This is a genomic window from Chromobacterium sp. FG89 (genome assembly GCF_057808735.1).
Window position 1 is genome coordinate 298,000 of sequence record NZ_JBMDIQ010000002.1, and the last position, 24,853, is coordinate 322,852.

Genomic DNA, 24,853 nt, shown 5'->3' on the forward strand with positions numbered 1-24,853 from the left:
GAGTCTGTTCAAAGTCCGCTGCGCGCGATGAAAGCTCGCGCGGCGAGCGCGGCGCCCTGTGTTGCGGGCGGGCGCCAGAGCTTGAACAGGCTCCGAGGCGGGCGCGCTTTGCAAGGTGAATTATGACAAGCGGCCCATCATAGGGCCCTTGTCCATGCTCTTCAATCCGCAAAGCTACGCAGCCGGGCTGACAAATCCCGACAATGAGGCCGCCGGGATTCATTTGTCCTGTCAGGCCAGGTATTCGTATCCCGGCAGCGTCAGGAACTCGACGAAATCGTCCGAGGTGGTCAGCAGATCGAACATCGCCGCCGCGTCGTCGTACTGGCGGGTCCAGCGCGCGCCGTACTCGGCCTTGAGCTTGGCCGTTTCCGCCGCGTGCAGCTGGCGGAACAGCTCGACGGTGACTTTGCGGCCGTCGTCCAGCACGCCCTTGGGGCTGCGCATCCATTGCCAGATCTGAGAGCGGGAGATCTCGGCGGTGGCGGCGTCTTCCATCAGATTGTGGATGGGCACGCAGCCGTTGCCGGAAATCCAGGCGCCCAGGTACTGGATGCCGACATTGATGTTCATCGCCAGCCCGGCTTCGGTGATCGGCGCTTCCGGCTGGAAGTTGAGCAAGTCGGCGGCGCCGACCTGAACGTCCGGCCGCTGCTTGGCGATCTGGTTGGGCGCGTCGCCCAGCACCTTGCCGAAGGCCTCGGCGGCGATGGGCACCAGGCCGGGGTGGGCCACCCAGCCGCCGTCGTAGCCGTCGGCGGCGTCGCGTTCCTTGTCCGCCCGGACGCCGGCCAGCGCCTTCTCATTGGCCTCCGGATCGTTCTTGATCGGAATCAGCGCCGCCATGCCGCCTATCGCCGGCGCCGCGCGGCGATGGCAGGTTTTCAGCAGCAGCAGCGCGTAGGCGCGCATGAAGGGCACCGTCATGGTGATCTGGGCGCGGTTGGCCAGGCAGAAGTCGCGGTTCTGGCGGAATTTCTTGATGCAGCTGAAGATGTAGTCCCAGCGGCCGGCGTTGAGGCCGGCGCTGTGCTCGCGCAATTCGTACAGGATTTCGTCCATTTCGAAGGCGGCGAGTATGGTTTCGATCAATACCGTGGCCTTGATCGTGCCCTGGGGGATGGACAGCTCCTGTTGGGCGAAGACGAACACCTCGTTCCACAGCCGCGCTTCCAGATGGTTTTCCATCTTGGGCAGATAGTAATAAGTGGCGCTGCCCGAGCCGCGCAGATAGGCAATGTTGTGGAAGAAGGACAGGGCGAAGTCGAACAGCGCGCCGGAGACGATGTCGCCGTCCACCTTGATGTGCTTTTCCATCAAATGCCAGCCGCGCGGCCGCAGCAGCAAGGTGGCGGTGTCGGCGTTGAGCCGGTATTGCTTGCCGTCCGGGTTGGCGAAGGAAATGGTCTTGCGGTAGGCGTCGCGGACATTGATCTGGCCGTTGATCTGGTTGTCCCAGCTTGGGCAGTTGGAGTCCTCGAAGTCCGCCATGAAGCTCTTGGCGCCGGAATTGAGCGCGTTGATCATCATCTTGCGGTCCACCGGGCCGGTGATTTCCACGCGGCGGTCCAGCAAGTCGTCCGGCAGCGGAGCGATCTTCCAGTCGCCGGCGCGGATGGCGGCGGTGTCGGGCAGGAAGTCCGGCAGCTTGCCGGCGTCCAGTTCCGCCTGGCGCGCGGCGCGGGCGGCCATCAGCTCGCGGCGGCGCGGCTCGAAGCGGCGGTGCAGCTTGGCGACGAAGGCCAGCGCGTCGTGGCTGAGGATGTCGGCGTAGGCCGGGGTGAGCGTAGCGAGGATTTCCATCCCCTGGGGAAGCGCGGCTGCCATGCTGGGACTCCTTTGCATTGTTGGACGGGGCGGCGAGCGGACGCGCCGGGACGGGCGGCGCCCGCGTCCGGACCTGGGACAGTGAAACGGGACCTGGCTAGTCTATCTAGGCAAAGCGTAAAAAAAAATGCATATATAGACATATCATCTTTTACTTTTTGTTAGCTAATCGTGGGGCGGCCCGGATGTTGAAACAATTGGAGACCTTTGTCGCCGTGGTGTCGCAGGGCAGTTTGTCGGCCGCCGCGCGCCAGGAGGGCGTGGTGCCGGCCATCATCGGCCGGCGTATTGACGCGCTGGAGGAGAGGCTGGGCGTCAAGCTCCTGACCCGCAGCACGCGCAGCCTGGCGCTCACTCAGGAGGGCGCGGCCTTTTTCGAAGACTGTCAGCGCATCCTCGCCGACCTGGAGGACGCCGAAGCGGCGGTGGCTTCCGGCAGCGGCCGCGCGCGCGGCCATCTGCGGGTGTCGGCGCCGGCCGGCTTCGGCCGCAAGCATGTGGCGCCGCACATCGCCGGTTTCCAGCTATGCCATCCGGACGTCAAGGTGACGCTGGATCTGTCGGACCGGCTGGTGGACCTGCAGCGCGACCGCATCGATTGCGCGATCCGCATCTCCGACCTGGCCGATTCCTCGCTGGTGGCGATCCGGCTGGCGGAAAACCGCCGCGTGGTGGTGGCGGCGCCGGCCTATCTGACGCGTCACGGCCTGCCGCGCCGCTTGGAGGATCTGGCCGAGCACAACTGCCTGTCGCTGGGCGAGAGCCAGAGCCGCGGCTGGGCGTTCCGCCGCGACGGCGAGGCGGTGAACCTGCGCGTGAGCGGCCGGCTGGAGTGCAACGACGGCGCGGTGCTGCACGACTGGGCCTTGCAGGGCCTGGGCCTGGCCTGGCGTTCGCTGTGGGAGGTGAAGGACGATTTGTCCGACGGCCGGCTGGTGACGGTGCTGGATGAATTCTCCGCGCCGGACTATCCGGTGTGCGCGGTGGTGCCGCAGCGCCGCCTGCTGCCGGCGCGGGTGCGGCACTTCGTCGACTATTTGCGGTCAGTGTATGCTGACGCGGCTTATTGGAATTGAGGCGATGAAGATGAAAACAGCGATGGCGGCGCTCTTGGCGCTGCTGGCGGCCGGCCTGTCCTGGGCCGGCGCGGGCACGGTGGGACTGAGCTGCCTGCCGTCGGCCGGCGCCGGCGTGGACATGCGCGAGTGGCTGCTGGACCGGCTGGTCTTGAAGGGGGCGGCGGTGGACGAGGCGCGTCCGCAATGGAAGCTGTGCTTCAAGCAAAGCCAGCAGCGCCAGGTGTATTGGCCGGCGGACGGCTGGTACGCCGGCGGCTGGCGCGATTGGCGTTACGGCGGCGGCATGTATTGGTCGCCGGACTATCAGGTGCGCACGGTGCGCACGCTGGCGCTGGAAGTGGTCAACAGCGCCGACGGCGCCGTGCTGTGGCAGGGCCAGCAGGAATTGGGCGACGGCGACAACGGCCGTCAGCAATTGGAGAACGCCGCGCGCAAATTGATAGATTTAATGCCATTGCCATGATTTGTTTTGCGCTATGATGACACGCAGGGTTTGATGGACGCGGGCTATATGGGGTTTCCCGTATTGCCGGCGGCCGGCCCTGCGGTACTATCGCATTCTTCCCCGGCATGAACTGCGTGGATCGGCGGCTTAAGCACCGCGCTCGACAACGGCAAGCCCTTGTTCTCGCGTTTATTTAAAGCCAACGACAGACAGAGCAGCGGGGAGAGGACACAACAGATCATACAGGCCCTATCCGAGTATGAAGCGCCCGCCGGGACAGCGGGCGCTTTGTCGTTGTACCGGACGGCCGTTACGGGACAGTGAAACAAATGAGTTTGATGCGCAAAAAGAGCGTCCAGGGAATGCTGGCTACCGCTCAGACCTCGCGTGGGCTTCGCAAGGAGCTTTCCGCTTTCGACCTTACCATGCTCGGCATCGGCGCCATCATCGGCACCGGCATCTTCGTGCTGACCGGCACCGGCGCCACGGTGGCCGGCCCCGGACTGGTGCTTTCCTTCGTGATCAGCGCCTTCGCCTGCGGCTTCGCCGCGCTGTGCTACGCCGAGTTCGCTTCCATGCTGCCGGTTTCCGGCTCCACTTACACTTACGCTTACGCCACGCTGGGCGAGATGATCGCCTGGATCATAGGCTGGGACTTGCTGCTGGAATACCTGCTGGCCTCGTCGGCGGTGTCGGTGGGCTGGTCCGGTTATTTCCAGAGCCTGCTGTCCGGCTTCGGCGTGACCCTGCCTGAATACCTGACCGCCGCCGCCGGCTCGCTGCCGGGCAAGCAGACGCTGTTCAATCTGCCGGCCTTCTGCGTGGCGATGGTGATCACCGCCTTGCTGGCCTTCGGGATCAAGGAATCCAAGCGCGTCAACAATGTGGTGGTGCTGATCAAGGTGGGCGTGGTGTTGCTGTTCATCGGCATCGGCGTGTGGCACGTCAAGCCGGTGAACTGGCAGCCGGCGCTGCCCTTCGGCTTCTCCGGCGTGTTCCACGGCGCCGCCATCGTGTTCTTCAGCTTCATCGGCTTCGACGCGGTGACCTGCGCCGCCGAGGAAGTGAAGAACCCGGCCAAGGACATCCCGCGCGGGGTGATCTGGTCGCTGGGCGTGTGTTCGCTGCTCTATGTGGTGGTGGCCGCCATCATGACCGGCATCGTGCCTTATATGCAGTTCGCCGGCGTCGACCACCCGGTGTCGCTGGCCTTGCAAGTGGCCAAGCTGGACTGGTTCGCCGGCTTTGTCGACCTGGGCGCCATCCTCGGCATGATGACGGTGATCCTGGTGATGACTTACGGCCAGACCCGCATCCTGTTCGCGATGTCGCGCGATGGCCTGCTGCCCAAGATCTTCTCCGAGGTGAACCCCAAGTACGGCACCCCGTACAAGGCCACCTGGCTGATCGGCACCATCATCGCCTTGCTGGCCGGCTTCGTGCCGCTGCACACCCTGGCCGAACTGGTGAACATCGGCACCCTGGCCGCCTTCACCCTGATCGCGCTGTCGGTGATCGTGCTGCGCAAGCGCGAACCCGATCTGCCGCGCAAATTCGTCTGCCCGGGCGTGCCCTACATCCCGACGCTGGCCATCCTGTGCTGCGGCTTCCTGATGACTCAGCTGTCGCTGCTGACCTGGCTGTGCTTCATGGCCTGGCTGTTGATCGGCCTGGTGGTGTACTTTGGCTATTCGCGGCGCAACTCGCTGTTGAACAATCCTGCTTAAGGCGGAAAAGGAAAAAGCCGGCGTCAGCCGGCTTTTTTTGCGCCCGGCGCCGGCGGGCGGATAATGGCGGCTTGGACGGAGGAGGGGACGCAATGGAAGCGAAGACCGAATTGACGGCATGGCAGGGCGACATCACCACGCTGGCGCTGGACGCCATCGTCAACGCCGCCAACACCCGCTTGCTGGGCGGCGGCGGCGTGGACGGCGCCATTCACCGGGCCGCCGGACCGGAACTGCTGGCGGAGTGCCGGAGCTTGCACGGCTGCCGCGTCGGCGAGGCCAAGCTGACTGCCGGCTACCGGCTGCCGGCGCGGCATGTGATCCACACCGTGGGCCCGGTGTGGCAGGGCGGCGCCCACGGGGAGGCGGAGCTGCTGGCCGCCTGCTACCGCAACAGCCTGGCACTGGCGGCGCGGCATGGTTTGGACGGCATCGCCTTCCCGGCGATCAGCTGCGGCGTCTACGGCTATCCGCAGCAGCAGGCCGCCGCCATCGCGGTGGAGACGGTGCGCGCTTGGCTGGCGCGCGAGCCGCATGGCCTGCGGCGGGTGTTGCTGGTGGCCTTCGACGACGCGATGGCCGGCCGCTACCGGCAGTTGCTGGCCGGCGTTAGCTGACCTCGCCCTTGGACGGACGCGGCAACTGTCCGCCGCAGTGCTTGCAGAAGCGCGCGTCCCAGTCGTGGCCCTCGGTGAAGCAGTGCGGGCACAACCGGGTGCCGGACACCGCCTCCGCGGTCTTGCTCTTGGCGCCGCTGCCGCGCGCGATTTCGGCGGTGACGATGCCGGTAGGCACCGCGATGATGCCGTAGCCGGTGATCATCACCACGCTGGCCAGCGCCTGGCCCAGCGGCGTCTTGGGCGTGATGTCGCCGAAGCCCACCGTGGTCAGGGTGACGATGGCCCAGTAAATGCTGACCGGGATGCTGGTGTAGCCGTGTTCCGGTCCTTCAATCACGAACATCAGCGTGCCCAGAATCACCACCAGCAAGACCACGGTGACCAGGAAGACCGTGATCTTGCGGCGGCTGGCCAGCATCGCCCGTTTCAGTTCGCTGGCCTCGCCGATATAGCGCGTCAGCTTGAGGATGCGGAACATGCGCAGCAGCCGCAGGATGCGGATATCCGCCAGGAAGCGGCTTTCCGGGATGAACAGACCCAGATACATCGGCAGCACCGCCATCAGATCGATGACGCCGAAGAAGCTTTTCACATAGCGCATCGGTTTATGGATGCAGATCAGCCGCAAGGCGTATTCAATAGTGAACAGAATGGTGAAACACCAGTCTAGAATCTTGAGCTGGACGCCCCAGGCCGCTTGTATGCTTTGCACGCTCTCCAGAATCACCGTCAGCACCGACAGCAGGATGGCGACGATCAGGGCCAGGTCGAAGATGCGGCCGGGCCGGGTGTCTGCCTCGTAAATGATGATGTAGAGCTTGCGGCGCCAGCCGGTGAGCGGGATCAGGGTTTCCTGTGTGGGCATAGGCGGGGAATGGACCTTGGTCTGCGGGTGATGGGCGATGGTTTCAGTGTAGCCGCCGGGCCGCGGAGAGCGCGTGGCCGGCTGAGACTGCCAAGTTTGTCGATTATAAGCAAACAATATTTTGGATCGTCGCTCGGCTTGTTTATGATGCTGGGTAATATGGTTTTCTTCAAAACTGTCTGTGGAGAATAAAGATGCGAATTGCCAATGCAGTGACGGATTTGATCGGCAACACCCCGCTGGTGCGGCTTAATCGGGTGACCGACGGCTGCGGCGCCACCGTGGCGGCCAAGCTGGAGTTCTTCAACCCGGCTCACAGCGTTAAGGACCGCATCGCGGTGGCGATGATAGACGCCGCCGAGCAGGCCGGCAAAATCGGCCCGGACACCACCATCGTCGAACCCACTTCCGGCAATACCGGCATCGGCCTGGCCATGGTCTGCGCCGCGCGCGGCTACAAGCTGGTGATCACCATGCCGGAAACCATGAGCCGCGAACGCCGCCAGCTGCTGCGCGCCTACGGCGCCGAGCTGATCCTGACCCCGGGGCCGGACGGCATGGGCGGCGCCATCGCCAAGGCGCGCGAGCTGGTGGAGCAGAATCCGGACAGCCATTTCATGCCGCAGCAGTTTGAGAACCCGGCCAACCCGGCCATCCACCGCAATACCACCGCCGAAGAAGTGTGGAACGACACCGACGGCCAGGTCGACATCTTCGTCGCCGGCGTGGGCACTGGCGGCACCATCACCGGCGTGGGCGAAGTGCTGAAGGCGCGCAAGCCCGGCGTGCAGATCGTGGCGGTGGAGCCGGACGCCTCGCCGGTGCTGTCCGGCGGCGCCAAGGGCCCGCACCCGATCCAGGGCATAGGCGCCGGTTTTGTGCCGGCCATCCTCAACACCGGCATTTACGATGAAATCATCCGCGTGAAGAACGAGGACGCGATGGAGACCGCGCGCGCGGTGGCCGCGCGCGAAGGCCTGCTGGTGGGCATCTCTTCCGGCGCGGCGGTGTGGGCGGCGCTGGAACTGGCCAAGCGTCCGGAAAACGCCGGCAAGCTGATCGTGGTGGTGATTCCCTCCTTTGGCGAGCGCTATTTGTCCACGCCCTTGTTCCAACATCTGGCGGACTGAGTTCGGCCGCGGCCGCGAATATCGACAGCCTGGCGGCTTTCTGCCAGGCTGTTTGTTTTTGTCGTTTCGCATCGAGGGGAAATCATGGAGCAGTTGCAAGCCTTCCTGGCCCGGGCCGAAGCCATGCTGGCGCGCCTGGAGCCCTTGCTGCCGCCGGCGCGGCCGGAGCCGGATTGGAGCACATTGGCTTTCCGCTGGCAGCGCCAGGGCATGGCCGGCTGGCTGGAGGCGGTGGCGGAGCCGCACGCGCCGGAACTGGAGCGGCTGACCCATATCGACGCTCAGCGCGCGCAATTGCTGCGCAACACCCGCCAGTTCGTCAAGGGGCGGCCGGCCAACAATGTGCTGCTCACCGGCGCGCGCGGCACCGGCAAGTCCTCGCTGGTCAAGGCGTTGTTGCCGGCCTTCGCCGCCAAGGGCCTGCGCATCATCGAGGTGGACAAGGCGCAGCTGGGCGATCTGAACCGCATCGTCGAGATGGTGGCCGGACGCAAGGAGCGTTTCATCTTGTTCTGCGACGATCTGTCCTTCGAACAGGGCGACGACGCCTACAAGGCGCTGAAGACCGCGTTGGACGGCGGCCTGGCGCGCCGCGTCGACAATGTGCTGGTGTACGCGACGTCCAACCGCCGTCATCTGATGCCGGAAAAAATGAGCGAAAACCGCGAAGGCTGGGTGCAGGACGGCGAAATCCATCCGGGCGAGGCGATAGAGGAAAAGGTGTCGCTGTCCGACCGTTTCGGGCTGTGGCTGTCCTTCTATCCCTTCGATCAGGACGCCTACCTGGCGGCGGCGACCGAGTGGCTGGCGCATTTCGGCCTGAAGCTGGACGCGGAGGCGGAAAAGGCGGCGCTGCACTGGAGCCATCTGCGCGGCAGCCGCTCCGGCCGCGTCGCCTGGCAGTTCGCCTGCGACTGGGCCGGGCGCGGCGCCAAGGAGCGCAAAGCCTTATTGTGATTTCAAATAGCGCAGGCCCACGCTCTTGACCTGGCCGTCGGCGGCCGCGCGTATCACCATCTCCAGCCGGTCCAGCCGCAGCACGTCGCCGGCCACCAGCGGGTAGCCGCAAGCGCGCTTGCAGTAGTCGGCGATGCTGTCGGCGCGGTCGCGGTCGCTCAGATTCAGGCCGTAGCTGTCGGCCAGATCGGCCAGCCGCGCCAGGCCGGACACGGTGAAGTAGCCGTAATAGGGGTCTTCGCCGGGCGGGTGGAAGGCTTCGCCGGCCGTTTCCAGCGCCGGGCCGGGGCCGATCAGGCAGGCCCAGTCGCCGGCGCGCAGCGTCTGGCTCGCCGTCGGTTCCAGCGCTTGTTCGTCGCGGTACAGCGCCGCCAGCCGCACGCCGCTGGGCAAGGCCAGCTCGCCGGCCAGCTGGCCTTCGGCCGGGCTGTCGGCGCGCACCTGGCAGGAGGCGGCCTCATAGCGGGCTTCCTGGCCGCTGACCACCGGCACCCGGTGCTCCACGTCCGGCCGCGCCGGCAGTTTCAACTTCAGCCTTTCAGCCAGCGGCGCGATGGTCCAGCCCTGGAACAGCAGCGACATCATCACCACGAAGAAGGCTACGTTGAAGAAGAGCTGGCTATTGGGCAGCCCCGCCATCAGCGGGAAGATGGCCAGAATCACCGGCACCGCGCCGCGTAGGCCCACCCAACTCATGAACAGCTTTTCCGCCTTGGGCACCGGGAAGGGCAGCATGCACAGCCAGACCGCCAGCGGCCGCGCCACCAGCATCAGCACGATGGAGATCGCCAGCGCGTAGGGCGCCACCGGCAGCAGATTGGACGGCGTCACCAAGAGGCCCAGCACCAGGAACATGGTCACTTGCGCCAGCCAGGCGTAGCCGTCGTGGATATTCAATAGATTGGGCAGGTCCGCCACCCGGGCGTTGCCCACCACGATGCCGGCCAGGTAGATGGCGAGGAAGCCGCTGCCGCCGGCCGCCGTGGTCAGGCTGAACAGCGCGCCGGCGGTGCCCAGGCTGAACAGGGCCAACATCGCGCCGCGCGGCCCCAGGCGCTGGAACAGCCAGACCATGGCCTTACCGCCGGCCCAGCCGGCCAAGGCGCCCAGGCCCATCTGTTTGACGAACAGCCACAGCATGGCGGCGACGCCGGCGTCCTGGCCCTGCTGGCCCAAGACCCCGATCAGCGCCGAGGTCAGGAACACCGCCATCGGATCGTTGCTGCCGGATTCTATCTCCAGCGCGCTGCCGACGCGGCGGTTGATCTCCAGGCCGCGGCCGGACAGGAGGGCGAACACCGCGGCGGCGTCGGTGGAGCCGACGATGGCGCCGATCAGCAAGCCCTCCAGCCAGCTTAGATTCAGCACCCAGGCGGCGAACAGGCCGGTCACGCCGGTGGTGATCAAGACGCCCAGCGTGGCCAGCACTCCGGCCGGCTTCAGGCTGATGCGGAAGCTGTCCTGGCGCGTGCGCAGGCCGCCGTCGAACAGGATCACCACCAGGGCGATGGTGCCGACCACATAGCTGAGCTGGTAATTGCTGAACACGATCTTGCCGGGGCCGTCCTCGCCGGCCAGCATGCCCAGCGCGAGGAAGACCAGCAGCAGCGGCGCGCCGAAGCGGGAGGCGATGGAGGACACCACCAGGCTGGCGAGGAATACCAGCGAGCCGGCCAGAATGAGTGAATTCAGGGTGTCCAAGCAAAATCTCCTTCTGGCGGTGGCGGGGCCGCATCGATGATGCGAGCGGGGGATGCTGCGAATCGGGACTTGCCGGGGCGAGATGAAGCCGACTGCCGCGCCGCAAGACGGGGGTCAAAGTCCGCTGCGCGGAGCCAAAGCCGACATGGCGGAAGGCGTGCGGAATGCTCTTGTTGAACATTCCCTGGTCTCAGGCCGTTCTCGTCTTGTCTCTGTTCCGTGCGCGCGTCCTTGAACGCCTTCTCATGGCGGAGGGTTCATGACAATGGGGACAAATGTGTTGAATTCGCTGCCTTACAGGGCTAATGGTAACACTTTGTTACCGATTGGCCGGGATGGATCTGCCCGCTGGACGCATTTTTTGCAAAAAACGTCGTGTCAGGCGACTTTATGCCGGCGGCAAATCGCGCTTTATGCCAACAGTATTGTGTTGTATATTTGTTTGGCATTTTATGCGCATGGTCACGGCAGATTCGGACCATGTTCTCCTTCACTTTGTCTGAGGTATGCGCAATGACTCGCAAAATCATTCTGGCCCTGGCGGCCTTGTCCTTCCCCTTGATGACCCTGGCCGCGCCGGCGCCCTGGTATCTGTGGCAAAGCAAGCTCGACGGCAAACTCGCTTGCTCGCAATTCTCCCTGGGGCCGGGCTGGACGCAGTTCAGCTCCCAGCCTTATAAGGACGCCGGCTGCACCAAGCCGGGCCGCCCGGGCTGAGGTCTTAGACCGTTGGTTGAGTCAATAAGGGCGCCGCGGCGCCCTTATTGCTGGGGAGCGCTTGCGGTAGAATGCGCTGCCGGCCGCGGAGAGCCGGAACGATATTCACCGGGCAAGACCAAGCAATGAGCGACAGCAAGATCATCGAGGTAGTGGCCGGCGCGCTGATGCGGCCTGACGGCAGTTTCATGCTGGGCAGCCGGCCGGAGGGCAAGCCTTACGCCGGTTACTGGGAGTTTCCCGGCGGCAAGGTGGAGCCGGGCGAAAGTGGCGAACAGGCGCTGGCGCGCGAACTCTACGAGGAAATGGGCATTGAAACGCTGGCCGCGACGCCGTGGCTGAGCAAGGTCCATCATTATGAGCACGCCTCGGTGCGGCTGCGTTTCTTCCGGGTCTGGTCCTGGCGCGGCGAGCCGCAGCCGCGGGAAGGCCAAAGCTTCGCCTGGCAGAGGCCAGGCGCTTGCACGGTGCAGCCCATGTTGCCGGCCAACGGGCCCATTCTCAAATCGCTGGAATTGCCGGCGGCCTACGCGATCACCTGCGCGCACGAAATCGGCGTGGACGCCCAATTGCGGCGGCTGGAGCAGGGGCCGGCCTGGGGCATGGTGCAGGTGCGCGAGCCGCAGATGGCGCGCGCCGAGCTCGCCGATTTCGTCGCCAAGGCGACGGCCATTGTCCATGAGCGCGGCGGCAAGCTGATGGTCAACGCCGATCCGGCCTGGGTGGCGGAATGGCCGGTGGACGGTGTGCATCTGAACACGGCGCGGCTGGCCTCGCTGAAGGAGCGCCCGGCGTTTGCCTGGGTGGGCGCCTCGGCGCACGAGGCGGCGCAGGTGGCGCGGATAGGTGAACTGGGGCTGGATTACGCCTTGCTCGGCCATGTGGCCGCCACCGCCAGCCATCCCGGCGCGGCGCCCTTGGGCTGGGACGGTTTCCGGCTTTGTCTGGCGGACGGCGCGCCGACGCCGGTCTACGCGCTGGGCGGCATGAGCATGGATGATCTGGAGGCCGCCCGCCGCCACGGCGCGCATGGGGTGGCGCTGATGCGGGGGGCTTGGCGATGACGGCCAAACAGCGTAAATGGCTGGCGCTGGGCGGCGTTTTGCTGCTGCTGGCCTGTATCAAGTTCGGCCTGATTTACCGCTGGTACAGCGAGCGGCAAGCGGTCAAGCCGTCGCCCTTGGCCTGCGTCGCCGGCCAGGCGAGCTGCGCCCTGCCTGGCGGCGGCGTCTGGCGTTTCGCCTCGCCGCCGCAGCACGGCAGACCGTTTGAAATCCGCTTGCAGGGCGTCGCGGCGCGGGAAGCGCCGCAGGTGGAGTTCAATATGGCCGACATGGACATGGGCTTCAACCGTTACACCTTTGTGCGCGACGGCGCGGACTGGAAGGCGACGGTGACGCTGCCGCTGTGCGTCAGCGGCAGCCGCGACTGGCTGGCCGTCCTGAGTCTGGACGGCAAGCGCTACCTGCTGGCGTTTTCCGCGCGCTGAAGCGCGGCGCCTCATTTCTTCTTGCGTTTGATGTACAGCGTCTTGAACACCCTCGCCACCAGCTCGTTCTGTTGATCGACGATGTCCACCTGCAATTGCGGCAGGTATTTGTCGCCCGAGGCGGTGCGCAGCCTGATGTCCTCCAGCATGCCCGGCGCCAGCCGGAAGCGCGCGCTCACCGTGCCGCGGCCCGGCTTGACGTAGTCGATGCTGCCGCTCTTGTCCCACACATAGTAGTCCCGCCCCAGTTGGTGCATCAGCATCAGCATGAAGAAGGGATCGGTCATCGCGTACAGGCTGCCGCCGAAATGGGTGCCGACATAGTTGCGGTTGCTGAAGCCCAGTTTCAGCCGCACTTCGATATCGCTGAAATCGGCGGCCAGCCGTTTGACGCGGATGCCGGCGCCCAGGAAGGGCGGCCACAGATTGAGCAGGAATCGGAACAGCCAGGCGGGTGGTTTCATCTCGGTTGAAACGGTCGTTTGAATTCTGTCATCGTCAATAAAAAAACCGGCCTTGTCAATCGCGCCGGTTTTTCCTTGCCGAGTACGGTTTATTCGACCACGCCGCAGGCCATGCGCGCGCCGCCGCCGCCCAAGGGCTGCGGATGATCGCTGTGATTGTCGCCGCCGGCGTGCACCATCAGCGCGTGGCCGGAGAAGTCCGCCGCTTTCAGCCGCGGCGCCAGCACCGGATAACTCGCCTTGCCGTCGGCGCCCACGTACAGCGCCGGCAGATCGCCCTTGTGGCCGCGGCCGTAAGGGCCGGCGTGCGCGCCGGTCTTGTCCGGGTCCCAGTGGCCGCCGGCGGCGCCGGCCGGCGTGACCGCGCCGTTGGCGCCGACGGACGGCGCGCAAGAGGGTTTTTCATGGACGTGGAAACCGTGCACGCCGGGCGGCAGTTTTTCAAGCTTGGGCGTCAACAGCGCGCCGTAGGGCGTGTCCTCGATGAGGACGCTGCCGGCCGGGCCGGCGTCGCCCTTGGCGTCGACGAAGGACAGCTCCACGCTTTGCGCCAGGGCCAGCGCGGGCAGACAGCACAAGACGGCGGATAGGGGACGTAACATGGGTAGGTTCTCCGTATAGGCGGGGGAACAGTCAAGACCTCGATTGTGCCATCCCGGTTCCAGGCCGGAGCCTGGCTGTTCGGGTGGGGCGGGCGCGCGTCAGGAGGCCAGCCGGTCCGCGGACGTCAGTTCCTCGTTCTGCGCCAGGGTGTCCGGCGAGCAACGGTGGCAGTCGGCCGCGGCGGGAGCCGCCGCCGGCGCCGGCCGCCGCCAGCTCATGCGCCGCAGTGTGTCGTCCTTCAGCGCGACATGGTGCCAGACGGCGGCGGCGATGTGGACGGCGAGCAGACCGTAGAAGATCCAGCCCAGCCATTCGTGCAGGCCCACCGTCGCGGCGACCAGGGCCGGGTCGGCCGCGACCAGGCGCGGGAAGTCGAAGCCCAGCAGCGGCATCGGGATCGCCAGCCCCTTGGCGTTGACGATGATCCAGCCCAGCAGGCAGGACGCCAGAATGAGGCCGTAGATGGCCAGATGGGCGGCATGGGCGCAAGCGCGCTGCGCGCGGCTGCTGCCGGCCAGCGGCGGCAGCGCCGGACCGGCCAGCCGCGTGGCGGCGCGCAGCAGGGTCAGGAACAGCAGGGCCATGCCGCAGCCTATGTGCACGATCATCACGCTGCGCATGTCGGCGACGGCGTGGCCGGCCAGCAGGTGACGCAAGCCGCCGGCCAGCGCCAGGGCGGCCATCAAGAGCACGCTCAGCCAGTGAAACAGGATTTGCAGACGCGGATAGCCATGGTTGGCGGCCGGGGCGGAAGAGGGCATGCGTTTCTCCAAGGCGCGGCCGCTGGGACGGATGCCCGCGGCGCGTTCGATTAAAAACGCTATTCAAGCGCCGCCGCCGGCGACGGCGCCATGATTCTGAAACCATTCTCAAGCCGCCCGTCCGCGCCGCCGGACGCCCTTCCCGGCGCCGGCCGTCAGGCCCCGCCGCGGCCGTTTTAGATTCCTTTCAGAAATATTGAGAACGGCGAAAGCCCCGTGTGAGCATGCGCTGGCAAGGGGCGGAACCGTCGCCGTCCCTGCCGGGGTCCGGCGCGGACGCCGCTTATATCTTCCAGCGCACGCTCTTGCGGCGCGGTTTTTTGGACAAGCGAATCTTATGACGACGATGAACGCTAGACGGCGCTCCGCCGGACAAGGCGGCTTCACGCTGCTGGAATTGCTGGTGGTGCTGCTGATCATCGCCCTCTTGGCCGGTTATGTCGGGCCCAAGCTGTTTTCCCAGGTGGACAAGGCCAAGGTCAAGGCCACCCAGGCGCAAATGAAAACCCTGGGCGACGCCTTGGCGCAATACCGGCTGGACGTCGGCGGCTATCCCAGCGCGGAACAGGGGCTGGGCGCGCTGCTGAAGGCGCCGCCGGGCGTGGCTGGCTGGCATGGGCCCTATCTGGCCAAGGATGTGCCGATGGACGCCTGGGGCCGGCCGTATCAATGGCGGGTGCCCGGCGGCGAGAGCGAGGCTGAGATCGTATCCCTGGGCGAGGCCGGGCGGGCGGGAGGCGACGGTGAACTGGTCCATGCGCTGTAAGGGACTGCTGCCGCTGCTGGCCGCCTGCGCCGCGCTGGCCGACGGCGCGCAGGCGGCGGCCAATTGCTGGCGCGAAGCCGGCGCGCGCCACCGGGTGGATCCGCTGCTGCTGTATTCCATCGCCAAGGTGGAATCGGCGCTGAATCCGCGCGCCGTCAACTACAACAAGGACGGCAGCCACGACATCGGCCTGATGCAGATCAACAGCCTTCATCTGCCGGGGCTGGCCAAGCGCGGCATCACGCGTCAGCGCCTGCTGGACGAGCCCTGTCTGAGCATACAGGTGGGCGCGTCCATCCTGGCGGACTTCATCGCGCGCTACGGCTACACCTGGCGCGCGGTGGGCGCTTACAACGCCGGCGGCGCGGCGACGCGCGAAGGCGCGCGCAAGCGCTATGTGGACAAGGTGTGGCGGCAGTATCTGCAATTGCGCGCCGAGCGCGAGGCGAGGGGCTGAGATGGCGGCCTACCGGATCAGCGTCCTGGCTCAGGGCGAGGTGAGGACGCGCCTGGTGCGGGCGGACAACGAGGCCGCCGCGCGGGCCCAGCTGGGCGCGGACGACGGCCTGGTGCTGGAGGCGAGGCGCGAGGCCGGCGCGGAGGGCGCGCTCAAGGGCGCGGCGCTGGGCTTGCTGCTGCAGGAGCTGTCGGCGCTGCTGGAGGCCGGCCTGGCGCTGATCGAGGCGCTGGAAGCGCTGCGCGACAAGGCCGGCGGCGGCGACAAGGCCTTGCAGGGCGTGCTGGACCGGCTATTGCAAGCGCTGTACCAAGGCCAGCCGCTGTCGCGCGCGATGGAGGCCCAGCCGGAAGCCTTCCCGGCCTTGCTGGCGGCCACCGTGGCCGCGTCCGAAGGCAGCGGCCAGCTGCCGGCGGCGCTCAAGCGCTATCAGTATTACGAGCTGCGCATCGTCGCCATCCGCAAGCGGGTGACCGGCGCCCTGGTCTATCCGGCGCTGGTGCTCTCCGTCGGCTTCGGCATTCTGCTGTTCATGCTGTTCTTCGTGATTCCCCGTTTCGCCGTGGTGTTCGAATCGCTGCGCGAACTGCCGGCCAGCGCCGCCGCCATGCTGTGGTGGGCGCGCTTGGTCCAGGCTCACGGCGGCTTGCTGGGCGCGGGCCTGGCCGTCGGCCTGACGGCGCTGTGCCTGCTGCTGCGCGCCCGGCGAACCCAGCGCGCGCTGCTGAGCTTGTTGTGGACGCTGCCCCGGCTGCGGGATGTCGCGCGCCTGTTCGTGCTGGCGCGCTTTTACCGCACCGCCGGCTTATTGATCGCCGGCGGCACGCCGGCCTTGCAGGCTTTCGACTTGTCCGCGGGGCTGTTGCCGGACGCCTACGCGCAGCGCTTGGCGCGCGCGCTGGAGGAGTTGCGCGCCGGCCGGCCGGTGGCGGACACCCTGGCGCGCCACCAACTGACCACGGCGGTGGCGGAGCGCTTATTGCGCGTCGGCGAACAAAGCGGCGATCTGGGCGGCATGTGCGAGCGCATCGCCCAGTTCCACGACGGCGCGCTGGATCAGGCGATCGAGGTGTTCAGCAAAGTGTTCGAGCCGATTCTGATGTTGGCGGTGGGCGGCCTGGTCGGCCTGATCGTCGCCCTGCTGTATATGCCGATATTCGAACTGGCCGGCGGCATGGGCTGAGGAGACGTGATGCGAGCATTGATGGACCCGACGACGACGGCCGGCTGGCAATGGCGGCGCGAGAGCGGAGAGGAAGACCTGCCGATGGCCGAGCTGCTGAACCGGCAGCTGGAGCGCGAGCCGGCCAGCCTGCCGCAGGCGGCGCGGCTGCTGGGCCTGGCCGCGCTGAGCGAGGCCCAGGTGGGGGAGGCGGCGGCGCGCTTCGATCTGCTGCCGCTGCCGGAAGCGCTGTCCTGCCGGGCGGCGCCGCTGGAGTGGCGGGGCGAATTGTACCTGCTGCTGGCCGAACCGCTGCGGCTGGACGCGCGTCTCGGCCTGCAAAACCGGCTGCTGGGCCGCGGCCAGCGCTTCGCCCTCAGCCTGCCCGGCGTGGCCGACGCCTGGCTGAAACAGGCCGAGGCCCGCGAGCGGGTGATGGACGGCGCGGCGGTGGACCTGGCCGAGGACAGCCTGGCCAAGGCGGTGGAGTCTATCTCGCTGACCAGCCTGGCCAAGGACGAAAGCCCGGTGATCCGCCTGGTCAACATGACCTTGTACGACGCGCTGCAAAGCCGCGCCAGCGACATCCACCTGGAGTCCCGCGACGACGGGCTGCAGATACGCTACCGCATCGACGGCGTGATGCAGGCCATACGCAAGGTGCCGGGGCAGTTGGCGGCCAGCCAGACCATGTCGCGGCTGAAAGTGCTGTCCAGCCTGGACATCGCGGAAAAGCGCGTGCCGCAGGACGGCCGCTTCAAGGTGGCGCTGCAAGGCCGCGAAGTGGACTTCCGCGTGTCCATCATGCCGGGCGCCCACGGCGAAAACGCGGTGCTGCGCCTGCTGGACAAATCCCTGCGCGGCGACAGCCTGAACCTGGACAGCCTGGGCTTTCACGGCGAAACCGCGCGCCGCGTGCGCGCGCTGGCGCAACTGCCCTACGGCCTGACCCTGATCACCGGGCCCACCGGCAGCGGCAAATCCACCACCTTGTACGGCGCGCTGGCGGAGATCAATACCGGCGAGGAAAAGATCATCACCATCGAAGACCCGGTGGAGTACGAGATGGCCGGCATTCTGCAAATCCCGGTCAACGAGAAAAAGGGCCTGACCTTCGCCCGCGGCCTGCGTTCCATCCTGCGCCACGATCCGGACACCATTCTGGTGGGCGAGATCCGCGACGCCGAAACCGCGGCCATCGCGGTGCAGTCCGCGCTGACCGGCCACCGCGTGCTGTCCTCGGTGCACGCCAACGACGCCTTCAGCGTGATAGACCGCTTTCTCTACATGGGCGTGGAAGCGGCCACTTTCCTGGAAGCGCTCAACGGCGTGGTGTCGCAGCGCCTGGTGCGCCGGCTGTGCGTCGCCTGCGCCGGCGCCGGTTGCGAGCACTGCCGCGGCGGCGGCTTCCACGGCCGCATCGCGCTGGCGGAAGTGCTGCGCCTGGACAGCCGGCTCAAGGAAGCGCTGCTGGAGCGCTCGCCGCAGAAGCGCCAGCAGGCGCTGGCGCAATGCGCCGATTATCAATCGCTGCGCGACGCCGCCCTCGAGGCGGTGGCGCGCGGACTCACCACCTATCAGGAGGTCAGCCGTGCCGTGGCCATGGAATGACAGAACCGTGTTGATCGACGCCGAACTGGCGACCTTGCTGCCGCCGGCCGGCGCCCCGGCCCAGCCGCGGCGTTGCCGCCATCACGGCAAACCGGCGGAGGCGCTGGCCATGCTGCTGGGCGGGGCCGCGCGCCGGCGTCCAGCTTGGCGCAACCGCGTGCGGCTGCTCTTGGGCTATCCGTGGGCGCACAGCCAGCTCTTGCCGTGGCAAGACGGCTTGTCCGGGCAGCGCGCCCAGTGGCGCGCCTATGCGCGGGGTCTGCTGCGCGAGCGCGGCGTCGCGGGCGAACTGGACATCCGCCTGGCACCGGGGGCTTACGGCGCGGCGCGGCTGGCCTTCGCCGCCCAGGCTCCGCTGCTGGCCGATTTGAGCGCGGCGGCGCGGGCGGCCGGCTGGCGCTTGGCCGGCTGCCGCGATCTGCTGTCGTCCTGCCTGCAAGCCCATCCGCGCGCGTTGGCGTCGGACGCGCTGGTGTTGGCGGAGGCCGGGGCCGTCACCTGCCTGTGGCGCGGCGAGCGCGGCTGGGAGGATCTGATCACCCTGGCGCTGGCGCCGGGACAGAGCGCGGCCGAGGGCGTGGCGGCGGCGGAGGCGCTGTGCGGCCGCGAGCCCGGCGGCGACTACGATTGGTGCGCGACCCATGACCCGGCACAGCCGCCGGCGGCGCGGGCGCGTTGGCTGGGCTTTGCCCATCCCCTGCTTGCGAGCCAGCTATGCGCCGCCTGAACGCCCGCGGTCTGGACTTCAGCCGCCCCGAGGCGAGCGCGCCGCTGGCCGGCGTCGCCGCCATGCTTTTGTTGATGCTGCTGGCGGCGCTGGGCTGGCGGCAGTGGGAGTTGGAACGGTTGGCGGAGGACACCGCGGCCTGGGAGCGGCGGCAGGAGCAACAGCGGTTTCTGCGCGAGCGCGAACAGCGCCGCGCCCAGGCCGCCTCGCCGGAGGCGCGCAAGGCCCAGGCGTTGCTGCTGGTCCAGGGCGACGATCAAACCCGGCTGCGCCCGGCGCTGCTGCGGGCGATAGAACAAGCCTGGTCGCCGCGGCTGGGCATCTTGTCCCTGCATCTTGAGGGCGCGGGCAAGCAGGCCCGGCTGGAACTGAGCGCGGCGGACGTGCGGGAAGTGTTCCATTTCGTCGAGAGGCTGAACCAGCCGTCCGGCCATGGTCGGGCGCGGCTGCTGCGGCACGGGCTTAAGCCCGGCGATCCCAATCAGGCGGTGCTGGCCACGGTGCAGGTGGCTGAGCGATGAGGGCCTGGATGCGAGACGCCGGCCGCCGGCTGGCGGCCTTTAAACGCGGCGGCCGGCCGGCCGGCGGCGGAAGTCATTGGCGGGCCCGGCTGCGCTGGCATCGGCAGACGCTGGCCTGCCGGCTGGGGCGCGGCGGCCGGCTGTCGCTGGCGGCCTGCGGCCTGCTGTTGGTCTTTGGCGCGCTGGAGCAAGAGACGCGGCAGGCGGATCTGCAACAGCGCCGCCAGCAATTGAGCGCGCCGACGCCCGCCTTGCCGGCGACGGCGGGGCGCGAGCGGCAATGGCAGGCCCAGCTGCGGCTGGCGCTGGCCCCGCGCAAGCTGGCCTTGCTGGAGCAGCTGCGCCAGTCCGGCCTGAGCGTGCATGAGGCCAGTTATCGCGAAGAGGCGGAAGCCGGCGGCGCGCTGCGCCGCGTCTCGGTGGAGCTGAGCGCCAGCGGGCGCTATCCGGAACTGACGGCGGCGCTGGGCGCGCTGACGGCGCAGCCGCTGTTGCGCTTGGAGGCGCTGACGCTGGACCGGGCGCGAACCGATACCGCGACCTTGAGCATGCGCATGCGCTTCAGCCTGCTGGGAGCCGGACAATGAGGCGGCGGGTCCATTGGCTGAGCGGCCTCGCGCTGGCCTGGGCGGCCTTGGCCCAGGCGCAAGAGCCGCGGGCCGACGGCGTCGACCTGTTTCCGGTCCAAAGCTGGGCGTCGCTGCGCGAAGAGGCCAAGCCCGTCGCCCCGGCGGCGGATGCCGCTCCGGTCTTGGCGGCGCCCTTGCCGCCGCCGCCGCTGGAAGCCGCGCCGCCGCCGTTCAGCGCCGTGGGCGAATGGCGGCAGGACGGCCAGCGCGTGGTGGTGCTGGAAGGCCGGGCGCGCAGCTACCTGCTCTGCGTCGGCTGCAAGACGCCCAATGCGCTGCAGCCGGGCGCCCGGCTGACGGAGCAATACACGTTCAAGGCCCTGGAGGCGGAGCGCGCGCTGCTGCTGGACGCCGAAGGGCGGGAGCACTCGATCCCGCTGACTCCATTGGCTCACTGAGGCGTCGCCGCCACCGCGACGACGCCGTTTTCACCAGGCATTAGGCATCATGAAACATTGCAAACCCACACTGCTGGCCCTCGCCCTCGGTTTGACCCTGGGCGGATGCGCGCTGCCCGGACCGGTCAAGAAAATCTTCGGCCCGGCCGATCAGCCCGGCGCGGAAGAACAATTGCGCGCGGCCGAAACCGCCTTGCGGCAGAAGCCCGACGATGTGGAACGCCGCAAAAACGTCGTGGCCAAGAGCGCGGCGCTGGCGGAGGAGGCCTTGCGGGCGGCCAAGACCAAGATGGACGCCGGCGACGACGCGGCCGCGCTGGCGGAGGTGAGCCGCCTGCTGGCGCTGGCGCCGGAACATATGCGCGCCCAGCAGCTGAAACGGCAGTTGGAGCGCCGGCTGCGGCTGAAACTGGAGCTGGACGCCGCCGCCGAGATCGGCGCGCAGCGCCCGCAAGAGGCTTTGGAGCGGCTGGGTCGCATCCTGCAGGAGCAGCCCGGTTACCGGCAGGCGCAAGCCTTGCGCGACGAGCTGCAAAGCCGGGAGGCCGCCCGCCGCGACGCGCGCCCCAGCCTGGCCGAGGCGTTGCGCCAGCCGGTGACGCTGAACTTCAAGGTTCAGCCGATTTCCAGCATCTTCGACGCCATCTCGCAATTGGCCGGCATCGATTTCGTGTTCGATCCGGAAGTGCCCGTCGCCGCCCCGGCCAGCATCGTCGCCAGCCGGACCACGGCGGAAGACGCCATCAATCTGCTGCTGCGCACCCATCAGCTGGAGAAAAAAGTGCTCAGCCGGCACAGCATGCTGATTTATCCGGCGCGCTCGGAAAAAGCCAAGGAATACCGGGAGCTCATGACCCGCGCCTTCTACCTGAGCCAGGCCAACGCCAGCCAGGTGCTGGCCGCGCTGCGCCAGATCAGCTCGCCCAAGAACGTGCATCTGGACGAGCGCACCAATGCGGTGATCGTGCGCGACACGCCGGAAGTGATGGCGGTGATAGAGCGGCTGGTGGCCAGCCTGGACATCGCCCAGTCCGAAGTCACCATGGACGTGCAAGTGCTGGAAGTGAACACCAACGACGTGCTCGACGTCGGCGTCGACTATCCGGCGGAACTGCGGTTTTCGGTGCTGCCGAAAGAGGGCTCGGACAGGGTGACGGTGGGCGATCTGCTGGGCCTGAACCGCGACGGCATCGGCGTCGGCGGCAGCAACGGCGGCGATCTGGGCGCGGCGATCAAACTGCTGCAAAGACAGGGCAAGACCAAGGTGCTGGCCAACCCCAAGATCCGCGTGCGCAATATGGAAAAGGCCAGCATCAAGATAGGCGAGAAAGTGCCGGTGGTCACCACCACCAACGCCAACGGCGTGGTGACGGAATCGGTCAACTACCAGGACGTCGGCCTGATCCTGCAAGTGGAGCCGCGGATCAGCCTCAGCAACGAGGTCAGCGTCAAGGTCAATATGGAAGTCAGCAACCTCAAGAGCGAAGTCAAGACCGCCGGCGGCGGCACCGTCTACCCGATGAGCACCCGCAACGCCGAAACCGTGATGACCGCGCGCGACGGCGAAACCCAGGTGCTGGCCGGCCTGGTCAAACAGCAGCACGACCGCAGCAGCAGCGGCCTGCCCGGTCTCAGCACCCTGAGCTGGCTGGGCGGCCTGTTCGGCAGCCAGAAGCGCGGCGTCGAAAACACCGAGCTGATCCTGCTGCTGACCCCGCGCATAGAACGGGCGCTGGACCTGCCGGCCGCCTCCAACAGCTATTTCCATTCCGGCACCGAAAGCCGGCTGAGCGTGGAACCGCTGCGGACCGAGGCGCAGCCGCCCGCCGCCGCGCCCGCGCGGGACGCTTCCGCGCCGGCGCTGGACAGCCCGCTGGCCGCGCCCTGAGGTGCTTATGCCGCGTCAAACCGGTTTCACCCTGATCGAGATGCTGGCCGCGCTCACCCTGTTGGCGCTGTTGCTGAGCGCCAGCCTGCCGCTGAGCGAACTGGCCAGACGGCGGGCCCAGGAGGCCGAGCTGCGCCACAGCCTGCGCCAGATCCGCACGGCCATCGACGCCTACCGGCAGGCGGTGACGGACAAGAAGATAGACGCTTCTCCGGATCGGAGCGGCTATCCGCCCAGCCTCGCCAGCCTGGTGGACGGCGTGCCGGACAAGAGCGACGCCGGCGGCGGCAAGCTCTATTTTCTGCGCCGTCTGCCGGCGGATCCGATGTGCGAAAGCTGCGACGGCGCGGACCCGGCGGCGAGCTGGGACACGCGCGGCTACGACAGCTCGGCGGAAGCCTTCGCCTCCGGCGGCGACGTATACGACATCCGTTCCAAGAGCCTCAGAAAGGGCATCAATGGCATACGCTACCAACAATGGTGAAGCGGCGCGCGGCTTCACCCTGATCGAGCTGCTGGTGGTGATGAGCATCATCGGCGCGCTGATGGCCCTGATCGGCCCCAACTACTTCAAGCAGCAGGACCGCGCCCGCGAAACCGTGCTGCGCCACAATCTGGCCGCGCTGCGTCAGGCGATAGACGACTACCGCGCCGACCACGGCGCCAATCCGGCCGCCTTGCAAGAACTGGTGGCCGGCCGCTATCTGCGCGAACTGCCGCTCGATCCCATCGCCGGCCGGCGCGACGGCTGGCAAGCCAAACCGGCGGAGGAGGGCGGCGTCGGCGACGTGGCCAGCGGCGCGCCGGGAACCGGCCTGGACGGCAGCCGCTATGGCAGCTGGTAAGCAGCGCGGGCTGGCCTATCTGGGGGCGCTGACGCTGGTGCTGGCCATGAGCGCGGCCCTGGGCGCGGCGGCCGGCGCCTGGAGCCGGCAACAACAAGGCGACAAGGAAGAAGAGCTGCTGCACATCGGCCTGCAATTGCAGCGCGCCATCGCCTCCTACCATCGTTCCGGCCCCGCGCCGGCCTATCCCAAAACGCTGGACGCCCTGCTCAAGGACGAACGCGTGCCCTTCACCCGCCGCCACCTGCGCCGCCTCTACGCCGATCCGCTTACGGGCAAGCCGGAATGGGGGCTGATCAAGGGCGCGGACGGCGGCATCGTCGGCGTGCACAGCCTGGCGGAAGGCCGGCCCTTGAAGCAGCGGGGCTTCGCCGCGGAGCTGGGCGATTTCGCAGACAAGAGCAGCTATCGGCAATGGGTGTTCCTGGCGCCGGCCGCGCCGTGAGGCCGGCGGATTTATTCTAAAGGCATGATTTGTGTTTTGTTTCGGCTCAATGCATCCGGATTAATTTAGGAATTATTGAGAAAGTTAGGAGTACTCCTATAGATTCCCGGACCATGCTTCCGTAAGAATCACCCTCTTTGGCGACCGATGACAGCGGCTTTCCAACGCTTTTGCACCCGCGGCCGCGCCGCGGCTCCAAAGGCGCGCGGCTTCCGCTCCCGCCGCGAGTCCGTCGCTTTCAACCGAAACGCATATGATGATTGTTGCTATTTTAGAAGACTGTCCGCTCCAAACCGCCAGCGTGGTCAAGCTGCTGGAACAATATGGCCATCAAGCCGTCGCCTGTGCCGACGGCGACCAGTTCGTCGCCCAATTCCGACAGCAGCGCTGCGACGCGATGCTGCTGGATTGGGAGGTGCCGGGCCGAAACGGCGTCGAGGTGCTCAAATGGGCGCGCGCCAAGCTGCCGTCGGCGCTGCCCATCCTGATGGTGACCCAGCGCGACGACGAAGAAGACATCGTATTGGCGCTGGAGCACGGCGCCGACGACTATCTGCAAAAACCGATCCGCGAGCGCGAGCTGCTGGCGCGGCTGAACGCCCAGTTTCGCAAGCAGCAGCGGCTGGGCAATCCGGAGGCCTCGTTCGAGGCCGGCGGCTACACCTTCCATCCGGAAGCGCGCAGCGTCAGCTTGCCCGGCGGCAAGGCCGCCACGCTGCCGGCGCGGGAATTCGCGTTGGCCACGCTGCTGTTCCGCAACCTGGGCCGCATCCTGACCAAGGACTTTCTCAGCCAGCGCATCTGGGGCCAGGCGGACCGCAAATACGACGCCAGCCTGGCCACCTATGTCAGCAATCTGCGCTCGGCGCTGGGCCTGCGGCCGCGCAACGGCATGGTGATCTCCACCGTGTACAACTACGGTTACCGGCTGGAGCGGGTCTGAGGACCCGCTTGCAACCCGCTGCGCGTTGACTCTGGCATTGCGCATCGACGGCCGTCTCCCGAGCCCGCATTTCCCG

Annotated in this window: 28 protein-coding genes; 22 read left to right on the top strand and 6 right to left on the bottom strand. The window is 67.3% G+C overall.

All coding sequences use genetic code 11. From position 1 onward, the window contains the following. Window positions 1-231: 231 nt before the first annotated feature. Window positions 232-1,827: a malate synthase A gene (gene aceB, locus ACODRW_RS03365; protein WP_488905163.1), complete on the bottom strand. Its 1,596-nt coding sequence runs from the start codon at window positions 1,825-1,827 to the stop codon at window positions 232-234. 185 nt (window positions 1,828-2,012) lie between these two features. Here aceB and ACODRW_RS03370 point away from each other — a divergent pair, with 185 nt between their 5' ends. The 4 genes from ACODRW_RS03370 to ACODRW_RS03385 all read left to right on the top strand — a co-directional run bounded on the left by ACODRW_RS03370 (window position 2,013) and on the right by ACODRW_RS03385 (window position 5,695). Then, window positions 2,013-2,903: a LysR family transcriptional regulator gene (locus ACODRW_RS03370; RefSeq protein WP_488905164.1), complete on the top strand. Its 891-nt coding sequence runs from the start codon at window positions 2,013-2,015 to the stop codon at window positions 2,901-2,903. 4 nt (window positions 2,904-2,907) lie between these two features. Then, on the top strand, window positions 2,908-3,369 hold the full coding sequence (locus tag ACODRW_RS03375; RefSeq protein WP_488905165.1) for a DUF4136 domain-containing protein: 462 nt from the start codon (window positions 2,908-2,910) through the stop codon (window positions 3,367-3,369). Between the two features lie 320 nt (window positions 3,370-3,689). Next, a complete protein-coding gene (bcaP, locus tag ACODRW_RS03380) occupies window positions 3,690-5,078 on the top strand; it encodes a branched-chain amino acid transporter BcaP (protein ID WP_486637341.1) in 1,389 nt (462 codons plus the stop codon). 92 nt (window positions 5,079-5,170) lie between these two features. Next, on the top strand, window positions 5,171-5,695 hold the full coding sequence (locus ACODRW_RS03385) for an O-acetyl-ADP-ribose deacetylase (protein WP_107798266.1): 525 nt from the start codon (window positions 5,171-5,173) through the stop codon (window positions 5,693-5,695). Here ACODRW_RS03385 and ACODRW_RS03390 read toward each other — a convergent pair. Beyond that, the gene (locus ACODRW_RS03390; RefSeq protein ID WP_107798267.1) at window positions 5,688-6,563 is read right to left on the bottom strand and encodes an ion transporter; all 876 of its coding nucleotides are present in this window, start codon (window positions 6,561-6,563) and stop codon (window positions 5,688-5,690) included. The two genes, ACODRW_RS03385 and ACODRW_RS03390, sit on opposite strands and share 8 nt — an antisense overlap. A gap of 194 nt (window positions 6,564-6,757) precedes the next feature. On the opposite strand from ACODRW_RS03390, the gene cysK reads away from it, so the two are divergent. Together cysK and ACODRW_RS03400 are read left to right on the top strand one after the other, a co-directional pair. Continuing rightward, complete coding sequence (cysK, locus tag ACODRW_RS03395) at window positions 6,758-7,693, top strand: cysteine synthase A (RefSeq protein ID WP_107798268.1); 936 nt, start codon at window positions 6,758-6,760, stop codon at window positions 7,691-7,693. Window positions 7,694-7,777: 84 nt separating this feature from the next. Further along, window positions 7,778-8,650, top strand: a complete 873-nt coding sequence (locus ACODRW_RS03400; RefSeq protein ID WP_488905166.1) for an ATP-binding protein — start codon at window positions 7,778-7,780, stop codon at window positions 8,648-8,650. Here the strand turns inward: ACODRW_RS03400 and ACODRW_RS03405 are convergent. Then, window positions 8,642-10,351, bottom strand: a complete 1,710-nt coding sequence (locus ACODRW_RS03405) for a potassium/proton antiporter (RefSeq protein ID WP_107798270.1) — start codon at window positions 10,349-10,351, stop codon at window positions 8,642-8,644. The two genes, ACODRW_RS03400 and ACODRW_RS03405, sit on opposite strands and share 9 nt — an antisense overlap. Window positions 10,352-10,864: 513 nt before the next feature. Here ACODRW_RS03405 and ACODRW_RS03410 point away from each other — a divergent pair. The 3 genes from ACODRW_RS03410 (at window position 10,865) to ACODRW_RS03420 (ending at window position 12,557) form a co-directional block, all read left to right on the top strand. Further along, window positions 10,865-11,068 carry a hypothetical protein gene (locus ACODRW_RS03410; protein ID WP_107798271.1) on the top strand — a complete coding sequence of 68 codons (204 nt, stop codon included), beginning with the start codon at window positions 10,865-10,867 and terminating at the stop codon, window positions 11,066-11,068. 125 nt (window positions 11,069-11,193) lie between these two features. Beyond that, complete coding sequence (locus ACODRW_RS03415) at window positions 11,194-12,132, top strand: Nudix family hydrolase (RefSeq protein ID WP_488905167.1); 939 nt, start codon at window positions 11,194-11,196, stop codon at window positions 12,130-12,132. Next, complete coding sequence (locus tag ACODRW_RS03420; RefSeq protein ID WP_107798273.1) at window positions 12,129-12,557, top strand: hypothetical protein; 429 nt, start codon at window positions 12,129-12,131, stop codon at window positions 12,555-12,557. The genes ACODRW_RS03415 and ACODRW_RS03420 overlap by 4 nt, the downstream gene beginning before the upstream one ends. Window positions 12,558-12,568: 11 nt before the next feature. Here the strand turns inward: ACODRW_RS03420 and ACODRW_RS03425 are convergent, their stop codons facing one another. The 3 genes from ACODRW_RS03425 to ACODRW_RS03435 all read right to left on the bottom strand — a co-directional run bounded on the left by ACODRW_RS03425 (window position 12,569) and on the right by ACODRW_RS03435 (window position 14,385). Further along, window positions 12,569-13,021 carry a DUF4442 domain-containing protein gene (locus ACODRW_RS03425; RefSeq protein WP_107798274.1) on the bottom strand — a complete coding sequence of 151 codons (453 nt, stop codon included), beginning with the start codon at window positions 13,019-13,021 and terminating at the stop codon, window positions 12,569-12,571. Window positions 13,022-13,110: 89 nt separating this feature from the next. Then, window positions 13,111-13,623: a superoxide dismutase [Cu-Zn] SodC gene (sodC, locus tag ACODRW_RS03430; RefSeq protein ID WP_253313860.1), complete on the bottom strand. Its 513-nt coding sequence runs from the start codon at window positions 13,621-13,623 to the stop codon at window positions 13,111-13,113. A gap of 99 nt (window positions 13,624-13,722) precedes the next feature. Then, the gene (locus ACODRW_RS03435) at window positions 13,723-14,385 is read right to left on the bottom strand and encodes a cytochrome b (protein ID WP_488905168.1); all 663 of its coding nucleotides are present in this window, start codon (window positions 14,383-14,385) and stop codon (window positions 13,723-13,725) included. A 337-nt stretch (window positions 14,386-14,722) separates the two neighbouring features. On the opposite strand from ACODRW_RS03435, the gene gspG reads away from it, so the two are divergent. The 13 genes from gspG (at window position 14,723) to ACODRW_RS03500 (ending at window position 24,777) form a co-directional block, all read left to right on the top strand. Next, entirely contained in the window at window positions 14,723-15,151 is a 429-nt protein-coding gene (gene gspG, locus ACODRW_RS03440) for a type II secretion system major pseudopilin GspG (protein WP_107798277.1), read from the top strand. Then, entirely contained in the window at window positions 15,129-15,608 is a 480-nt protein-coding gene (locus tag ACODRW_RS03445; protein WP_488905169.1) for a transglycosylase SLT domain-containing protein, read from the top strand. The genes gspG and ACODRW_RS03445 overlap by 23 nt, the downstream gene beginning before the upstream one ends. 1 nt (window position 15,609) lies before the next feature. Further along, on the top strand, window positions 15,610-16,791 hold the full coding sequence (locus tag ACODRW_RS03450) for a type II secretion system F family protein (RefSeq protein WP_107798279.1): 1,182 nt from the start codon (window positions 15,610-15,612) through the stop codon (window positions 16,789-16,791). 9 nt (window positions 16,792-16,800) lie between these two features. Next, on the top strand, window positions 16,801-18,381 hold the full coding sequence (locus ACODRW_RS03455; RefSeq protein WP_488905170.1) for a GspE/PulE family protein: 1,581 nt from the start codon (window positions 16,801-16,803) through the stop codon (window positions 18,379-18,381). A 7-nt stretch (window positions 18,382-18,388) separates the two neighbouring features. Then, window positions 18,389-19,108: a hypothetical protein gene (locus ACODRW_RS03460; RefSeq protein ID WP_488905171.1), complete on the top strand. Its 720-nt coding sequence runs from the start codon at window positions 18,389-18,391 to the stop codon at window positions 19,106-19,108. Beyond that, window positions 19,096-19,629 (top strand): hypothetical protein, encoded by a 534-nt coding sequence (locus tag ACODRW_RS03465; RefSeq protein ID WP_488876920.1) that lies wholly within the window; start codon window positions 19,096-19,098, stop codon window positions 19,627-19,629. Before ACODRW_RS03460 ends, ACODRW_RS03465 begins: the two co-directional genes overlap by 13 nt. Beyond that, window positions 19,626-20,216, top strand: coding sequence for a GspMb/PilO family protein (locus ACODRW_RS03470; protein WP_146176570.1), 591 nt, complete (start codon window positions 19,626-19,628; stop codon window positions 20,214-20,216). The genes ACODRW_RS03465 and ACODRW_RS03470 overlap by 4 nt, the downstream gene beginning before the upstream one ends. Beyond that, entirely contained in the window at window positions 20,213-20,656 is a 444-nt protein-coding gene (locus tag ACODRW_RS03475; RefSeq protein WP_488905172.1) for a hypothetical protein, read from the top strand. The genes ACODRW_RS03470 and ACODRW_RS03475 overlap by 4 nt, the downstream gene beginning before the upstream one ends. 49 nt (window positions 20,657-20,705) lie before the next feature. After that, on the top strand, window positions 20,706-22,544 hold the full coding sequence (locus ACODRW_RS03480) for a secretin N-terminal domain-containing protein (protein WP_488905173.1): 1,839 nt from the start codon (window positions 20,706-20,708) through the stop codon (window positions 22,542-22,544). A gap of 7 nt (window positions 22,545-22,551) precedes the next feature. Continuing rightward, the gene (locus ACODRW_RS03485) at window positions 22,552-23,028 is read left to right on the top strand and encodes a type II secretion system protein (protein WP_488905174.1); all 477 of its coding nucleotides are present in this window, start codon (window positions 22,552-22,554) and stop codon (window positions 23,026-23,028) included. Continuing rightward, window positions 23,003-23,389, top strand: coding sequence for a type II secretion system protein (locus ACODRW_RS03490; protein ID WP_488905175.1), 387 nt, complete (start codon window positions 23,003-23,005; stop codon window positions 23,387-23,389). The genes ACODRW_RS03485 and ACODRW_RS03490 overlap by 26 nt, the downstream gene beginning before the upstream one ends. Then, on the top strand, window positions 23,376-23,834 hold the full coding sequence (locus ACODRW_RS03495) for a type II secretion system protein (RefSeq protein WP_488876916.1): 459 nt from the start codon (window positions 23,376-23,378) through the stop codon (window positions 23,832-23,834). The genes ACODRW_RS03490 and ACODRW_RS03495 overlap by 14 nt, the downstream gene beginning before the upstream one ends. Window positions 23,835-24,087: 253 nt before the next feature. Beyond that, complete coding sequence (locus tag ACODRW_RS03500; protein ID WP_227107114.1) at window positions 24,088-24,777, top strand: response regulator transcription factor; 690 nt, start codon at window positions 24,088-24,090, stop codon at window positions 24,775-24,777. The last annotated feature ends 76 nt before the right edge of the window (window positions 24,778-24,853 follow it).